Origin of the sequence: Sphingomonas sp. (assembly GCF_017744835.1) — a bacterium.
Lineage (GTDB): Bacteria > Pseudomonadota > Alphaproteobacteria > Sphingomonadales > Sphingomonadaceae > Sphingomonas.
Genome location: NZ_JAGIAM010000004.1, coordinates 75,915 through 89,078, shown reverse-complemented (window position 1 = coordinate 89,078; position 13,164 = coordinate 75,915). Strand labels below are relative to the sequence as shown.

Here is a 13,164-nt window from a genome sequence, read left to right as displayed (position 1 = left end):
TCCTATGCGTTCATCCACTGACGGATCACCGAGGCGGCCTCGGGCGGGCTCGCCGAAATGGCGTCCCCGATCCGCTTCAGCGCGGAGAGCTTGATGCGGCCGTCGACCTGCGCGAGCGCGATTTCCTGATCGAGCGGCGGTTGATCCGAATTGAGCGCCTCGAGTTGCGCCTGGGCGTCCTCGTCGCCGTCGGCGGCGCGCTCGGCGAGAGCGAGCATGTCGGGGCCCTCGATCGCGAGTGCGGGCGCCTCGGCGGCGGGCGGCGGCAGGATCTTGGGCTTGAGCATGCGCAGCGCGATCAGGCCGGCGACGGCGATCACGATGATCTGGAGCAGACCGAACAGACGCTCGTTGGAAAGGAAGGAGAGGATCCCGCCGTCCTTGTCTGCCAGGCTGTCATCGGCGGTGAAGCGCATGCTTTCGACCACCACGCTATCCCCGCGCTCGGCGTCCATGCCCACCGCGTTCTCGACCAGCCGGGTGAGGCGCTGGATCTGCGCCTGGGGTAGCCCGGCCTCGCCGCCGTCGACCATCACCGCGACGGTGAGCCGCGTGACCTTGCCGGGCGCGCGCAGCGTGAGCGTCTTGGTCGAGCTGTTATCGTAGGTGGTGTCTTCCGAGGTCTGGTTGCTGGCCGACTGCTTCGAGCCGCCGCCGACGCCGGTCTGGCCCTGCGTTTCGGGAAGCTGGTTGGCGACCGAGGCAGTCTCGGGCGCGGCGTCCTGTTCGCGGCTCTGGTCGCCATTCTCGACGCTCACCTGGCGGGCGATTACCTGCTTGTCGGGATCGAAGACGTTCGATTCCTCGCGGGTCTGATCGCGGTCGATCTGCGCCGACACCTCGGCGCGGACCTTGCCCTGACCGACGATGGGTTCGAGCAGCGCCTCGACTTCCTGGCGCAGCTTGGCTTCGACCGCGGTCTGGCGCTCGTCGGCATCGGCTCCGCCGGCCGAGCCGGGATCGCCGGCGCGGGCGAGCAGCGCACCGGTCTGGTCGACGACCGAAACCGCATCGGGAGAAAGCTCGGGCACGGAGGAGGAGACGAGATAGCGGATCGACGCGATCGATTCGGAGGAGAGCCGCCCCTTAGTCTTGACGGTGACCGCGGCGGTAGCCTTGCGGCTCTCGTTCGCGAACATCGCCCGTTCGGGCATGACGATGTGCACGCGCGCGGCGCTGACGTCCTGGATCGTCTGGATCGACTTGGCGAGCTCGCCCTCGATGGCGCGCGTCTCGTTCATCTTGGCGCGGCTGGCGGAGACGCCGAAGGGCTGCTCTTCGTCGAGCACCTCATATCCGAGCTTCCCGCCCAGCTTCTCGCCGGCCATGCTCATGCGCAGCTCGGCGAGCTTGTCCTGCGGCGCCATGATCGATGAGCCGTCGGCCGAGAGCGTGTATTCCACGTTCTGCGCCTTGAGCTTCTCGGTGATCGCGGCGGCGGCCGAGGGATCGAGATCGGTGTAGAGGAAGCCCATCTCGGGCTTGGACCCGTGGAACGCCACGAAGGACAGAAGGGCAAGCAGTGCGAACGCCACGCCTCCCATCAGCATCAGCCGCTTCGGGCCGATCTGCCCGGTCAGTTTCTTGATCGCTTCCAAAGTCGCCCCGTCGGAATGGAGACCTGGGGCGGTTGCCCCTTGGTACACTTATAGGAGGGGCGAAGGCGGCAGATTGTGCCGGGTGGGAATTTTTTGCCGGGTGGAGGGCTGCATGGAGCGAAAGAGGCCGTCCGGCCCGTTCGAATAAGCGATTGTCCGCGCGCACTGGTAACGATACCATCCCGGCACAACAGGGGAGAGGTTCGATGCGCGTGATCGAATGTGCGGCTGTGGCTGCCGCGCTGATGCTGTCCGGTACGGCTTACGCCCAGGCGGGCGGCAGCCCCGCTCCGCCGCCGTCACCGGGAACGGCAATGTCTCCCAATCCGGACATGATGCGCGGCCCTGATGAACGATGGGCCGATTTCAACAAGCTGCGCGATGATGTCGCGGCTGGTCCGGTCAAATCGTCCCGTCCCGTCCCGGTAAAGCCCGAGGACGTCACCGTCGGCAAGGAAGTCCGGGATTCGAAGGGCGTCGTGCTGGGGGCGATCGACAGGGTCGGCATGGATTATGCCGTGATCGCCAGCCCGGGCGGCAAGATCGAAATCGAGTTCGCGTCGCTCGCCAAGAACAACAAGGGGCTGCTGATCAACATGCCCAAGGCCAAGTTCGACGCGATCGTGGCGGGTAACGCCAAGCCGAAGAAATAGCGCCGTCTCGCGCGCTCCTCCGCCGGAGGAGCGCGCGAGACCGGACCCGCGTCAGTTCAGCAGCGTCTCGAGCTCGGCGTGAACCGCTTCGCGCCGGGCGGCGGCGTCGACGGCGAGGCCGCCCTGGTCCCAGCCGATCATCGCGTCGCCCATCGCGATCGTTACGTCCGGCACGACGGTGAGGAAGAGGCGGCGGCGATCCCGGGACTGGCGCTCGGCGATCTTCGCCTCGATCGCTTCGGCGAGCTCGGGGTTCACGCGCACTTCCAGTTCGGTGCCGCGGGCGACCTGGCCCAGCACGCGACCGATGGCAGCGTCGACCGCGTCGGCGGGAGCAGCCTCGAGCGCCCGGCCGGCGATCATGTCGGCGGCGGCGAGCGCGATCTCGGCCGCCTCTCCGGTGACGCGTTGCGACACTTCGTCGAAGCGCTCGTCGATCGTCTCGAGCCCCGCCTGGAGCGCGTCGACGGCGCTCAGCAGCGCCGCGTCGCGTTCCGCCCGCGCCTGGGCAAGCCCGGCCTCGAAGCCCTGCGCCCGGGCGAGCGCGAGCTGTGCGCCATGCTCGGCCTGGAGCTGGGCGAGCTCGGAGCGAAGATTGGCGATCTCGGCGAGCAGGTCGGCCGAAGCGGGCGCGCTGCCGGGCGGGTGCGCGGTGAAGACGCGATCGAAGGCGAAGCGCTGGACGTTGTGGAAAGTCATTGCAGCTCCCTCAGATGATCATCGCGTCGTCGGACTTGGGGTCGACGAGCAGGATCTGGCCCTGGTCGGCCAGGCTCTTGGCGAGGCGGACGAGCGCGGTCTGCGCTTCCTCGCAATCGCGCGCGCGGACCGGACCCATCGCCGCCATGTCCTCGCGCATCAGCTTGGCCGCGCGCTCGGTCATCGCGCCGAAGAACATCTGCTTGAGCCTGTCCGGCGCGCCCTTGAGCGCCAGCGCCATCTGGCGCTTGTCGGCATTGCGTACGATCACTGCGATCGCCGACGGCAGCAGGTTCGAGAGGTCCTCGAAGGTGAACATCAGCGCACGGATCCGCTCGGCGCTGTCGGGCGCGCGTGCGTCGAGTGCGGTCAGCATCGATTCTTCGGTCGAACGGTCGAGGGCGTTGAACACCTCGGCCATCGCCTCGTGCGGATCGCGCTTCTGCGAGCGCGAGAGATTGGTCATGAACTCGCTCTTGAGCGTCTGCTCGACCTGCATGATGACCTCCTTCTGGACGGTCTCCATGCGCAGCATGCGCATGACCACGTCGACCGAGAAGTCGCGCGGCAGCTCGGCGAGCACCCGGGCAGCGTGATCCGGGCGCAGCTTGGAGAGGATCACCGCGACGGTCTGCGGGTATTCGTGCTTGAGCGCGCCGGCGAGCACGGTCTCGCTGACGTTGGAGAGCTTGTCCCACATCGTGCGGCCGGAAGGACCGCGGATGTCTTCCATGATCTCCTTGACCTTCTCGTCGGGCAGGATGCCCGCGAGCAGCCGCTCGGTGGTCTCGTAGCTGCCGTGGAGCGAGGCCATCGAGGCGACTTCGCCGGTGAACTGGATCAGCAGATGCTCGACGACCTGTGCGGGCACTCGGCCCAGGCTTGCGATCGTGGAGGAAAGCTCCTTGATCTCGTCGGTGGTCAGCTGATCCCAGATCGGTGCGCCATGCTCCTTGCCCAGCGCAAGCATCAGCGCCGCGGCGCGCTGCGGGCCGCTGTAGCGCTTGAGTTCGGGCGGCTCGGCAACCGGCGCCATAACGGTCATTCGGGATCCCTCGCGAATAAAATGCATCCGCGCGCACACGTGAAGGCGCACTTGCCTCTATTATAGGAGGGAAGGGGAGCCCCAGTCGCGATGACGGTTAATTTTTCCAATGGCCTCACCGGCCTGAGCCTGCTGACCGGAACCAACGCATTCACTGCCTTTCCGGAAGTAACGTTCGAGAGCAAGGCCGTGCGCGTGGCCAAGGCGCAGTTCACGCTGGAGCCCACCACGCCGCCGTGGAAGGAGGCGCAGCCGAGCACCACGCTCTCTGCGCAGGTCTCCGCGATCAAGGCGCTGCGCACGATCGTCGACAAGGCCGCGACCGGCCCCGACGCGCTCCCCGACGACGTCCAGACCGCCTTCACTACCTATAAGGCGCTCGAGCGACTGCGCGTGCTCGCGGAGAGCGCTTCGTCGACGACCAGCTCGGACGCGCAGCGCAAGTCGATGCAGGCGATCTTCGCCAAGGGCATCGCCGACCTGCAGTCCTATCTCGCCTCGGCGCCCTCGGACGTGGTCAACATCTCCTTTGGCCAGACCGCGCGATCGATAAAGACCGCCACGGTGAGCGCGCCGGACGCCTATGAGACCCAAGGCAAAGGCGTCGTAAAGGCGCGCACGGACGCGGTGCCGGGCCTGACCGGCACCGAGAAATTCTCGGTCAGCCTCAACCGCCCGGGCAGCTCGGACGTAGTGACGGTCGACCTTGCGGCCGGCCCGCAACCGCCGACGCTCGATTCCGTCGCCGCCGCGCTCAACGCCGCGATCACGGCGATCCCGGCCAGGAACGCCGACGGGACCACCCAGCTCGATTCCAGTGGCAACCCGCTGCCCAAATGGCATGCGAGCTTCGCCGTCGAGAAGAACGGCGACAAATGGGGCCTGTCGCTCAAGACTCCGATCGGCACCGAGCGCGTCTCGCTCGACCAGATCGGCGCGCCCGACGCGCTCGTCGTCGCGACCGGCCAGACTCCGCTCGACGCGCCCACCGCGACCAAGGTCTTCCGCCTCGACAATCCCGCCGGCACCGCCACCAGCACGGCGATGACCACCATCTCGGCACTCGATCGCCTCGCGACCGAGCGCGCCGAGCTGAGCGGGGATTCGACCAAGGTGACGACGGTGGTCACCGGCCCCGACGGCAAGGACAAGACCGAGACCACCGAGACCTACGACGTCCATGCGAACACCAGCGCCGCGGCGGTGGTGACCGATCCGCAGGGCAACAGCTATGTGGTGGGCACCACCGCCGGCGACATCGGCAACGCGCATTCGGACGGCGACGACAATCTGTTCCTCACCAAGCTCGACGGCGAGGGGCGGATCGTCTGGCAGCGCAGCCTGGGCGCAAGCGGCTCGTCGAGCGGCGCTGCGGTCAGCCTGGCGCCCGACGGCAGCATCGTCGTCGCCGGCACGGTCAACGGCAGCTTCAACGGCGCGACTTCGGACGGCGACATGCTTGTCGCCAAGTTCAACACCAGCGGTGACGAGCAATTCTCGACGCTGGTGCGCGCGGCGGGCAGCGACACCGCCAAGGCGGTCGCGGTCGGCGCGGACGGATCGATCTTCGTCGGTGGGCGCGCGGCGAGCGGGGGCGGGGACGCCTTCGTCGCCCGCATCGACGCCACTGGCCACCTGAGCGAGCGCCGCACCATCGCCGGCACCGGCAGCGAGAGCGTCAACGCGCTCGCGATCGGCAGCGACGGCAATCTGCTCGCGCTGGTCTCCAGCAACGGCGTCTCGACGCTGCGCAAGCTCGATGCGGACGCGCTGGCGACCGATCTCGGCAGCTTCGACATCGGCGCCGCCGACGCGCGCGCGATCGCCGTCGCCGCGGACGGCACGATCGCGGTGGGCGGCGCCACCAGCATGGCGCTCGGCGGCACGCATGTGAACAGCACTGCGGGCGGTCGCGAGGGCTTCGTCATGCAGCTCGACGCTTCGCTCTCGGGCGCGAAGGTGACCTATCTGGCGACCGACCAGGACGACCAGGTCGACAGCCTCGCCTTCATGAACGGCGAGCTCTATGCGGGCGGCCGGACCACCGGCAATCTGGGCGGCACCCGCTCGGGCCCGACGGACGGCTTCGTTGCCCGGCTCGCGATGGGCACGGGCACGGTGGCGAGTGTCAACCAGTTCGGCGGCGCGCTCCAGCGTACCGAGCCGGTGCGGATCGCCGGTGCCGCGGGCGGCGCGACCAGCCTGTCCGCGCTCGGCCTCGGCCGCGGTACGCTCAATTCCGAAGCCTCGCAGAAGCTCACCACCCAGACCGGGCTTCGCCCGGGCGACAGCTTCTATCTGCGGGTGAATGACGGCCCGCAGCGCAAGATCACGATCGGGGCGGACGACACGCTGCAGACGCTGGCGGACCGGATCCGGGTGATCACCGGTTCCAAGGCCAACATCACGACGCCGAAATCGGGCGACACGCGCTCGCTGCGGATCGATCCCAAGGAAGGCAATTCGATCGAGCTGCTCTCCGGCAGCGGCGATACCGACGCACTGGCGAAGCTCGGCGTCGAGCCGCAGCGCATCATGGTGCCGGCAAAGATCGACGCATCCGCCCCAAGCGTGCGCCCGGGCGGCACCTTCAGCCTCAAGCTCACCGACGCGCTCAACTTGTCGACCAAGGATAATGCCAAGCTCGCGCTCAAGCAGCTCGAGGACGCGATCTCGATGAGCCAGACGGCCTATCGCTCGCTCTATTGGGACGACGCCAAGGCCGCGATGGCCGACGGCCCCAAGGCCAGCGGCAAGAACGGCGGCTCGACGGCGCGCGAGCAGGCGATGCTCAAAAACTACCAGGCGGCGCTCACCCGGCTCTCGGCGGGCCCGTCCACCACCTACGGATTCTGACGCATGAACACGCCCCCGATCCTCGCCGGCATCAGCCAGCGCATGCACAATCTCGCCGACCGGCAGCGCGTAGTCGCGCAGAACATCGCGAACAGCGAGACGCCGGGCTACAAGGCGCGCGAGATCTCCGAGCCCGATTTCGCCGCGCTGGTGGGCGGCAGCGGGATGGTGGCCAAGCCGCGCGTCGAGCTGACCGATCGGATGAAGAACCTTGGCGCGGTCCAGCCGCTGGGCAGCGGGCTGATCTTCGACAAGGACATCACCGAGACCAAGCCCGATGGCAACAACGTTACGCTCGAAGACCAGCTGCTCAAGATGGGGCAGATTCAGGCGGATTTTGCGGCGATGACGAACCTCTATCACAAGCAAATGTCGCTGCTGAAGACGGCGATCGGCAGGAGCGGCGGCTGACGCGCTCGACCAAGCGCGAAAGGCCCGCCAGCATCGCCGCGACGTCCGCCGAAAGCCGGGCGTGGTGTTCGGCCCAGGCCGGGCTCGCGAAGTCTTCGATCATTGTCCGGTCACGGCGCGACGCGGCGCCAGACCGAATAGGCGACAATGCCGCTGCTCGATGCGCTGGCCGGGACGGCGTAGCTCAATAGCCCGTCCTTGAAGCTATAGTCGCGCACCTGCCGCTTGCCCTCCCAGTTCGGAAAGGACGCGGCTTTCACATCGAACACCAGCTGGTGACGGGCACGGTTGATCGTGACGGTGCCGAAGTGGGTGCTCGATCCAACCACCGCCTGGCGATACTCGTCCGGCGTCCCGCGTGCCTTGTCGCCGCTGGCGAATGCCGGCCGGCCGACCCTGAAGATCTGCATGTTGTACCGGTGCGCCGCATCGACGGTGAGAAGGCCGAGCGGATGCTCGCCGTAATTGGTCGTCCGCGTGCCATCGGCCCTGATCTCATAGGCAGAGGCCATTTCCCAGGTGCCCTCGAGCGAGACGAGGTCCTCCTCAGCGGGCGCAGGTGCGGCGCCGACGAGCAGCGAAGCAGCCGCGATGGATGCGAGCGAAGCCCAATGATTCACGAGAACCTCCATGTAACCCGATTGATCGGTTACGTGCTGTTGCGCCGCTTAATGAAACCTGTCAATAGGGTTACATGATCGACAATGGCCCGATGGCCCCCCTCGCCGAGGACAGGGATGGTTTTCGATTTCGCGGAGGGAATGCCGCGCTGGATCTGGCGGCGACGCTGCAGGCCCGGCTCACGCCCGCGCCGCGCGAATTGCTGGTCGCGCCGGGGGATCTCGATCGCTGGCTGGTGTCGGCGGGGCTGGTGAAAGCGTCCCCCGGGGCGACCGACGCGGACCTGACGGATGCGCGTGCTTTGCGCGAGGCCATTTTCATGCTCGCCGGTGGCCTGCACGGACGGGAACGCGACGCCGACGCGCGCAGCGTGCTCAATCGGATCGCGGCTGCGCCCGCTGCGGTCCCCGTGCTCGGTGCGGAGGGCGGGGTGGCGCTGGAGGGCTCTGTCGCGGGGCTGTTGTCGTTCCTGGCGAGAGAGGCAGTGCATCTGTTCGGCGGCGAGCAGGCCGCGCATATCCGGCAATGCCAGTCGCCGACCTGCACGATCTATTTCGTCGACACCTCCCGATCGGGGGACCGGCGCTGGTGCTCGATGTCGGCCTGCGGCAACAAGGCCAAGGTCGCCGAATTCCGGCGACGCAAGCGCGCGTCGCCGCCCGATGCGTGACGGCGGCGAGCGCTTCGCAGCTCCTCAGAGCCGCGCGTTGACCGAAATCGGCGCCGGTGCGTCCATTCCTGCCATGCCGCCGCATGCGCCATAGGTCGCGCTGCGCGCGCCGGTGAGGCGCTGGGCCTCGGCGGCGATCGCGGCCATCATGTCGGAGGAAAGCTCGATCTGGCGCGAGAGGATCTCGGCGTTGACCGTCGAGGCATCGCGCAAGTGGCGGCTCGCCTCGGTGAGCTGCTCGCGCGTCTCGGGGTCGAGCGCCTGCGCCCAATCCTCGCCGCCGCGCTTTAGGCGTGCCACTTCGGCCTCGATCCGGCCGGTGAGGCGCAGCTTGGCCGCGGCGATCTCGCCAAGCTCGGGGAGGTGCGGCGTGCGGGCGAGCTTTTCGGTCTCTTCCTCCATCAGCGAAGTGAGCGAAACCATGGCGTCGATGAGGTGCGCGGTCATTATTGTCCCTGCTGCATCTTGAGGATCTGGTCGAGCACGACGGGGGCCAGGCCCACGCCGCCGCGCCGGGCGATTTCGGTGCCGAGCTTCTCCGCGAGCACGCCGCGGAACATCTCCTCGCCGTGCCCGCCCGAGAATTCGCCGTCCTGCTCGACGCTCTCGAGCATCATCTGGGTCATCTGGCCGAGGAAGACCGCCTCGAAACTCTTGGCGGTGTCGGCCTGCTTGGGATTGACCTTGGGAAGCGGCTTCTCCGGCGTAACCGGGGGAAGGGGAGCAATATCGGGCATCACTGCACCTCGATTTCGGCCTGGAGCGCGCCGGCGCTCTTCACGGCCTGGAGAATGGTGATCAGGTCGCGCGGGGAGACCCCCAGCGTGTTGAGGCCGCTCACCAGCGACTGGAGCGAAGCGCCGCTGACCATCGCGAGGTGGGCGCCATTGCCGTCGTCGACCTGCACCTGGGTGCGCGGCACCACCGTGGTCTGGCCTTGGGAGAACGGCGCGGGCTGCGAAACCTGCGGGGCTTCGGAGACGGTGATGGTGAGGCCGCCCTGGGCGATGGCGACGGGCGTGATCCGCACGTCGCTGTTCATGACGACGGTGCCCGAGGCTTCGTTGATGACGACGCGCGCGGGCTGGTCGACCTTGACCTCCAGCTCGCCGATCTGCGTCACCAGATCGATCAGGCTGGCGGCGCCGGCGGCCGGGGAGACTTCGACCGTGGCGGGATCGAGCACCGTGGCCGCGCCGCTGAACCGGCCGTTGATCGCGCGGGCGATCCGGTCGGCAGTGGCGAAATCGGGATTCTTGAGCGCGAGCTTCAGGCTCGACGCTGAACGCAGCGCATAAGGCACTTCCCGCTCAACGATCGCCCCCCCGGCGATGCGCGCCGAGGTGGTGACGCCGCGGCTGACGCTCGCCGCCTGGCCTTGGCCCTTGAAGCCCGAGACCGCGACGGGGCCCTGCGCCACGGCATAGATCTCGCCGTCGAGCGCGCGCAGCGACGACGCGATCAGCGTGCCGCCCTGAAGGCTGGTCGCGTCGCCGAGCGCCGAGACCTGGACGTCGATCTTCGAGCCCGAGCGGGCGAAGGGCGGCATCGAGGCAGTGATCGAGACCGCGGCGACGTTCTGCGTGCGCATCTGCGCGCCGCGGACGTTGACGCCCATGCGCTCGAGCATCGCCTGCATCGTTTCTTCGGTGAAGGGCACGTTGCGGATGCGGTCGCCGGTGCCGGCGAGGCCGACCACCAGGCCATAGCCGACGAGCTGGTTCTCGCGGACGTTCTCGACGTCGACGATATCCTTGATGCGCGTCTGCGCCATGGCTTGCGGGGCGGCGAGCGTCGCAAAAAGGAGCAAGAACGGTGCAGCGAAGCGCAGCATTAAACCCTCGGGCTGAGTGGAAACGGCCGTGTTTCCTTTATAGAATGAAGAATGGCCGCCGCGGCCCGAGGAAGGTTAATTTCGTGCGTATCGAAGGCCTGTCACCGATGCTGGCACGCAGCCTGTTGGCGGCGCTGCCCAAGGCTGCGCCCGGCTTTCCGCTTGCCGAAAAAGACGCCGCGGCCGCGGCGCCCCAGCCGCCGGTCAATGGGCCGGGCGGCGTGGCGCCGCCTTCGGTGCAGATGCTGGTGGCGCTCGCCGCCGCCGATCCGCAGGTAGAGCGCCGCCGCCGGATGGCAGTGGAGGCCGAACGCGGAGTCGATGCTCTCGAGCGGCTGCACAAGGAACTGCTGGCGGGCGTCGTGCCCATCGAGCAGCTCCAGGAAATCGCCGAATGGTCGCAGAGCTTCGAAGTGCCGGACGATCCGGTGCTGGCGCAGATTCTCTCCGACATCGACCTGCGCGTGCGCGTCGAGCTGGCGAAGATCGACCTTCGCGCCTAGCTGCCTCCGCCGGCGGAGCAAAGCGCCGGCCCGGATGTTCGGACAAGCGGGCGTGCGGCCTTGCGCTGGGCTGTCACAAAAGCGTAACAGCCGGCCGCTCAGTCGAGCCAGGAGCCACCGGATTCGCCAGATTGCCGCCTTGCCGTACCGCACCGAGGGGAGTGCGATCGACGCGCCCGTGCGCGTGCTGCTCGTCACGTCGCGTGGCACCGGGCGCTGGGTGGTTCCCAAGGGCAATGTCTCCACCGGCCTGCCGCCGCACACCGCCGCGGCAATGGAAGCGGAGGAGGAAGCGGGCGTCCGCGGGCTGGTCTGCCCCACGCCGATCGGCTCCTATCGCTACCGCAAGCGGCAGCGCAGCGGCGCATCGCTGCTGATCGACGTCGATGTCTTCCCGTTGGCCGTGAACGACGAGCTTCCGGCCTGGAAGGAGCAATCGCAGCGCGAGCGGCGGTGGTTCGGCCTTGCGGAAGCGGCGGCGGCGGTCGACGAGCCCGATCTGCGCGACCTGATCCGCTCGTTCAGCCGCTCGGAATTCAAGGCTGCGGCCGTGCGCACCGGCATCCTCTCCACCGTCGCGCAGCAATCGAAAGTGAGTCACATGTTCGCATGGTTCCAGCGCCTCCTGCCCAAGACGGGCAATTTCTTCGACTTGTTCGAGGCGCATGCAATGACGCTGGTGGCGGGCGCCGACGCCGTCGCGCGGCTGCTGCAGGACGGCCGCAGCGATCATATCCGCGAGATCATGGAGCGCGAGCACGACGCCGACGAGATCCTGCGCCAGACGCTGCGCACCGTGCGCGAAACCTTCCTGACGCCCTTCGACCGCGGGACGATCACCAGCCTGATCGGATCGATGGACGATGCGATCGACGAGATGCAGGCCACCGCCCGGGCGATCGACCTCTATGAAGTGACCAGCTTCGAGCAGGAAATGAAGGACATGGCGGCGATCATCGTCGATGCCGCGCGCCTCACTGCCGAAGCGATGCCGCTGCTGCGTGACGTGAGCCGGAACGGCGGTCGCCTCCACGAGCTCACCGAGCGGCTGGTACGCATGGAAAGCCATGCCGACGACATCCATGCGGCGGGCGTGAAGCGCGCGTTCAAGGAACATGGCGGCGCCGACACGCTGGGCTTCATCGTCGCCGGCGAGATCTACAAGCATCTCGAGCGCATCGTCGACGCGTTCGAGGATGTAGCGAACGAGATCGATTCGATCGTGATCGACCACGCCTGATCCGATGCACGATCTTGCATTTCCGCTGCTCGTCGGCCTGATCTTCGTCGCGCTGACGTTCGACTTCCTCAACGGCCTCCATGATGCGGCGAACGCGATCGCGACGGTGGTCGCGACGCGGCTGCTCAAGCCGGTGCACGCAGTCGCCTTCGCCGCTGTGTTCAACTTCGCGGCCTATTTCCTGTCGATCGCCTTTCCCAGCCTGCACCGCGTCGCCGACACGATCGGGCAGGGCCTGATCGCCAAGGACCTGATCACGCCCGCCGTGGTGTTCGGCGCGCTGATCGGGGCGATGTTCTGGAACGTGGTGACCTGGCTCAAGGGCATCCCGTCGTCGAGCAGCCATGCGCTGGTCGGCGGGCTGATCGGCGCGGGCGTCGCGCATGCCGGGCTGACCGGCGTGCAATGGGGCGGGCTCAACAAGACGCTGATCGCGATCGTCCTTTCGCCGACCATCGGCATGATGCTGGCGATGTTCGTCATGCTGGTGACCAGCTGGGGCTTCCGCCGCGCGAGCGCCGGCGGCGCCGACCGGACCTTCCGCGTGCTGCACCTCATCTCCTCGGGCGCTTATTCGCTGAGCCACGGGCTCAACGATGCGCAGAAGACGATGGGGATCATCACCGTGCTGCTCTTTTCGACTGGGCATCTGCAGGGCGAGTTCCATGTACCGCACTGGGTGGCCATCTCCTGCTACATCGCAATTAGCCTGGGCACGCTGGCGGGCGGCTGGAAGATCATCGAGACGATGGGCTCGCGCATCACGAAGCTCTCGCAGCACCAGGGGTTCAGCGCCTCGCTGAGCGGCTCGATCGTGCTGTTCGGGGCGTCGTGGCTGGGGATCCCGGTTTCGACCACGCACACGATCACCGGCTCGGTGATCGGCGCGGGCACCGCCCGGCGCGCTTCGGCGGTACGCTGGGGCGTGGCGGGCAATGTCGTGGTGGCCTGGGTGATCACCATCCCCGCCTCGGCGACGGTGGGCGCGCTCTTCTATCTGCTGACGCGGCTGTTCTGACGCGAATACGTACCTG

General features: G+C 67.7%; 14 protein-coding genes. 7 read left to right on the top strand and 7 right to left on the bottom strand.

The features are described from left to right. Positions 1 to 2: 2 nt before the first annotated feature. Positions 3 to 1,598 (bottom strand): flagellar basal-body MS-ring/collar protein FliF, encoded by a 1,596-nt coding sequence (gene fliF, locus J7500_RS13455; RefSeq protein WP_294062302.1) that lies wholly within the window; start codon positions 1,596 to 1,598, stop codon positions 3 to 5. A 206-nt stretch (positions 1,599 to 1,804) separates the two neighbouring features. Here fliF and J7500_RS13450 point away from each other — a divergent pair, with 206 nt between their 5' ends. Further along, complete coding sequence (locus J7500_RS13450; RefSeq protein WP_294062301.1) at positions 1,805 to 2,251, top strand: hypothetical protein; 447 nt, start codon at positions 1,805 to 1,807, stop codon at positions 2,249 to 2,251. Positions 2,252 to 2,302: 51 nt separating this feature from the next. Here the strand turns inward: J7500_RS13450 and J7500_RS13445 are convergent, their stop codons facing one another. Both J7500_RS13445 and J7500_RS13440 read right to left on the bottom strand, forming a co-directional pair. Further along, positions 2,303 to 2,950, bottom strand: coding sequence for a FliH/SctL family protein (locus J7500_RS13445; RefSeq protein WP_294062299.1), 648 nt, complete (start codon positions 2,948 to 2,950; stop codon positions 2,303 to 2,305). A gap of 10 nt (positions 2,951 to 2,960) precedes the next feature. Beyond that, positions 2,961 to 3,995 (bottom strand): flagellar motor switch protein FliG, encoded by a 1,035-nt coding sequence (locus tag J7500_RS13440; RefSeq protein ID WP_294062298.1) that lies wholly within the window; start codon positions 3,993 to 3,995, stop codon positions 2,961 to 2,963. A 90-nt stretch (positions 3,996 to 4,085) separates the two neighbouring features. Between J7500_RS13440 and J7500_RS13435 the strand changes: the two genes are divergently transcribed. Both J7500_RS13435 and J7500_RS13430 read left to right on the top strand, forming a co-directional pair. Then, complete coding sequence (locus tag J7500_RS13435; protein ID WP_294062297.1) at positions 4,086 to 6,851, top strand: hypothetical protein; 2,766 nt, start codon at positions 4,086 to 4,088, stop codon at positions 6,849 to 6,851. 3 nt (positions 6,852 to 6,854) lie between these two features. After that, positions 6,855 to 7,262, top strand: coding sequence for a flagellar basal body protein (locus J7500_RS13430; RefSeq protein ID WP_294062296.1), 408 nt, complete (start codon positions 6,855 to 6,857; stop codon positions 7,260 to 7,262). A gap of 110 nt (positions 7,263 to 7,372) precedes the next feature. Here the strand turns inward: J7500_RS13430 and J7500_RS13425 are convergent, their stop codons facing one another. Beyond that, positions 7,373 to 7,882, bottom strand: coding sequence for a lipocalin-like domain-containing protein (locus J7500_RS13425; protein WP_294062295.1), 510 nt, complete (start codon positions 7,880 to 7,882; stop codon positions 7,373 to 7,375). Between the two features lie 74 nt (positions 7,883 to 7,956). Between J7500_RS13425 and J7500_RS13420 the strand changes: the two genes are divergently transcribed. After that, the gene (locus J7500_RS13420) at positions 7,957 to 8,553 is read left to right on the top strand and encodes an ABATE domain-containing protein (protein ID WP_294062294.1); all 597 of its coding nucleotides are present in this window, start codon (positions 7,957 to 7,959) and stop codon (positions 8,551 to 8,553) included. A gap of 24 nt (positions 8,554 to 8,577) precedes the next feature. Here J7500_RS13420 and J7500_RS13415 read toward each other — a convergent pair whose 3' ends face one another. Genes J7500_RS13415 through J7500_RS13405 form a run of 3 tightly spaced genes read right to left on the bottom strand, consistent with a single transcriptional unit; the run spans position 8,578 to position 10,387 of the window. Continuing rightward, complete coding sequence (locus J7500_RS13415) at positions 8,578 to 9,000, bottom strand: flagellar protein FlgN (protein WP_294062293.1); 423 nt, start codon at positions 8,998 to 9,000, stop codon at positions 8,578 to 8,580. Next, positions 9,000 to 9,290 (bottom strand): rod-binding protein, encoded by a 291-nt coding sequence (locus tag J7500_RS13410; RefSeq protein ID WP_294062292.1) that lies wholly within the window; start codon positions 9,288 to 9,290, stop codon positions 9,000 to 9,002. Before J7500_RS13410 ends, J7500_RS13415 begins: the two co-directional genes overlap by 1 nt. Continuing rightward, the gene (locus J7500_RS13405) at positions 9,290 to 10,387 is read right to left on the bottom strand and encodes a flagellar basal body P-ring protein FlgI (RefSeq protein ID WP_294062290.1); all 1,098 of its coding nucleotides are present in this window, start codon (positions 10,385 to 10,387) and stop codon (positions 9,290 to 9,292) included. Before J7500_RS13405 ends, J7500_RS13410 begins: the two co-directional genes overlap by 1 nt. 83 nt (positions 10,388 to 10,470) lie before the next feature. Between J7500_RS13405 and J7500_RS13400 the strand changes: the two genes are divergently transcribed. The 3 genes from J7500_RS13400 to J7500_RS13390 all read left to right on the top strand — a co-directional run bounded on the left by J7500_RS13400 (position 10,471) and on the right by J7500_RS13390 (position 13,148). After that, positions 10,471 to 10,890, top strand: coding sequence for a flagellar assembly protein FliX (locus tag J7500_RS13400; RefSeq protein ID WP_294062288.1), 420 nt, complete (start codon positions 10,471 to 10,473; stop codon positions 10,888 to 10,890). Positions 10,891 to 11,029: 139 nt separating this feature from the next. Beyond that, a complete protein-coding gene (locus tag J7500_RS13395; protein WP_294062286.1) occupies positions 11,030 to 12,130 on the top strand; it encodes a DUF47 family protein in 1,101 nt (366 codons plus the stop codon). A gap of 4 nt (positions 12,131 to 12,134) precedes the next feature. Next, a complete protein-coding gene (locus J7500_RS13390; RefSeq protein WP_294062285.1) occupies positions 12,135 to 13,148 on the top strand; it encodes an inorganic phosphate transporter in 1,014 nt (337 codons plus the stop codon). The last annotated feature ends 16 nt before the right edge of the window (positions 13,149 to 13,164 follow it).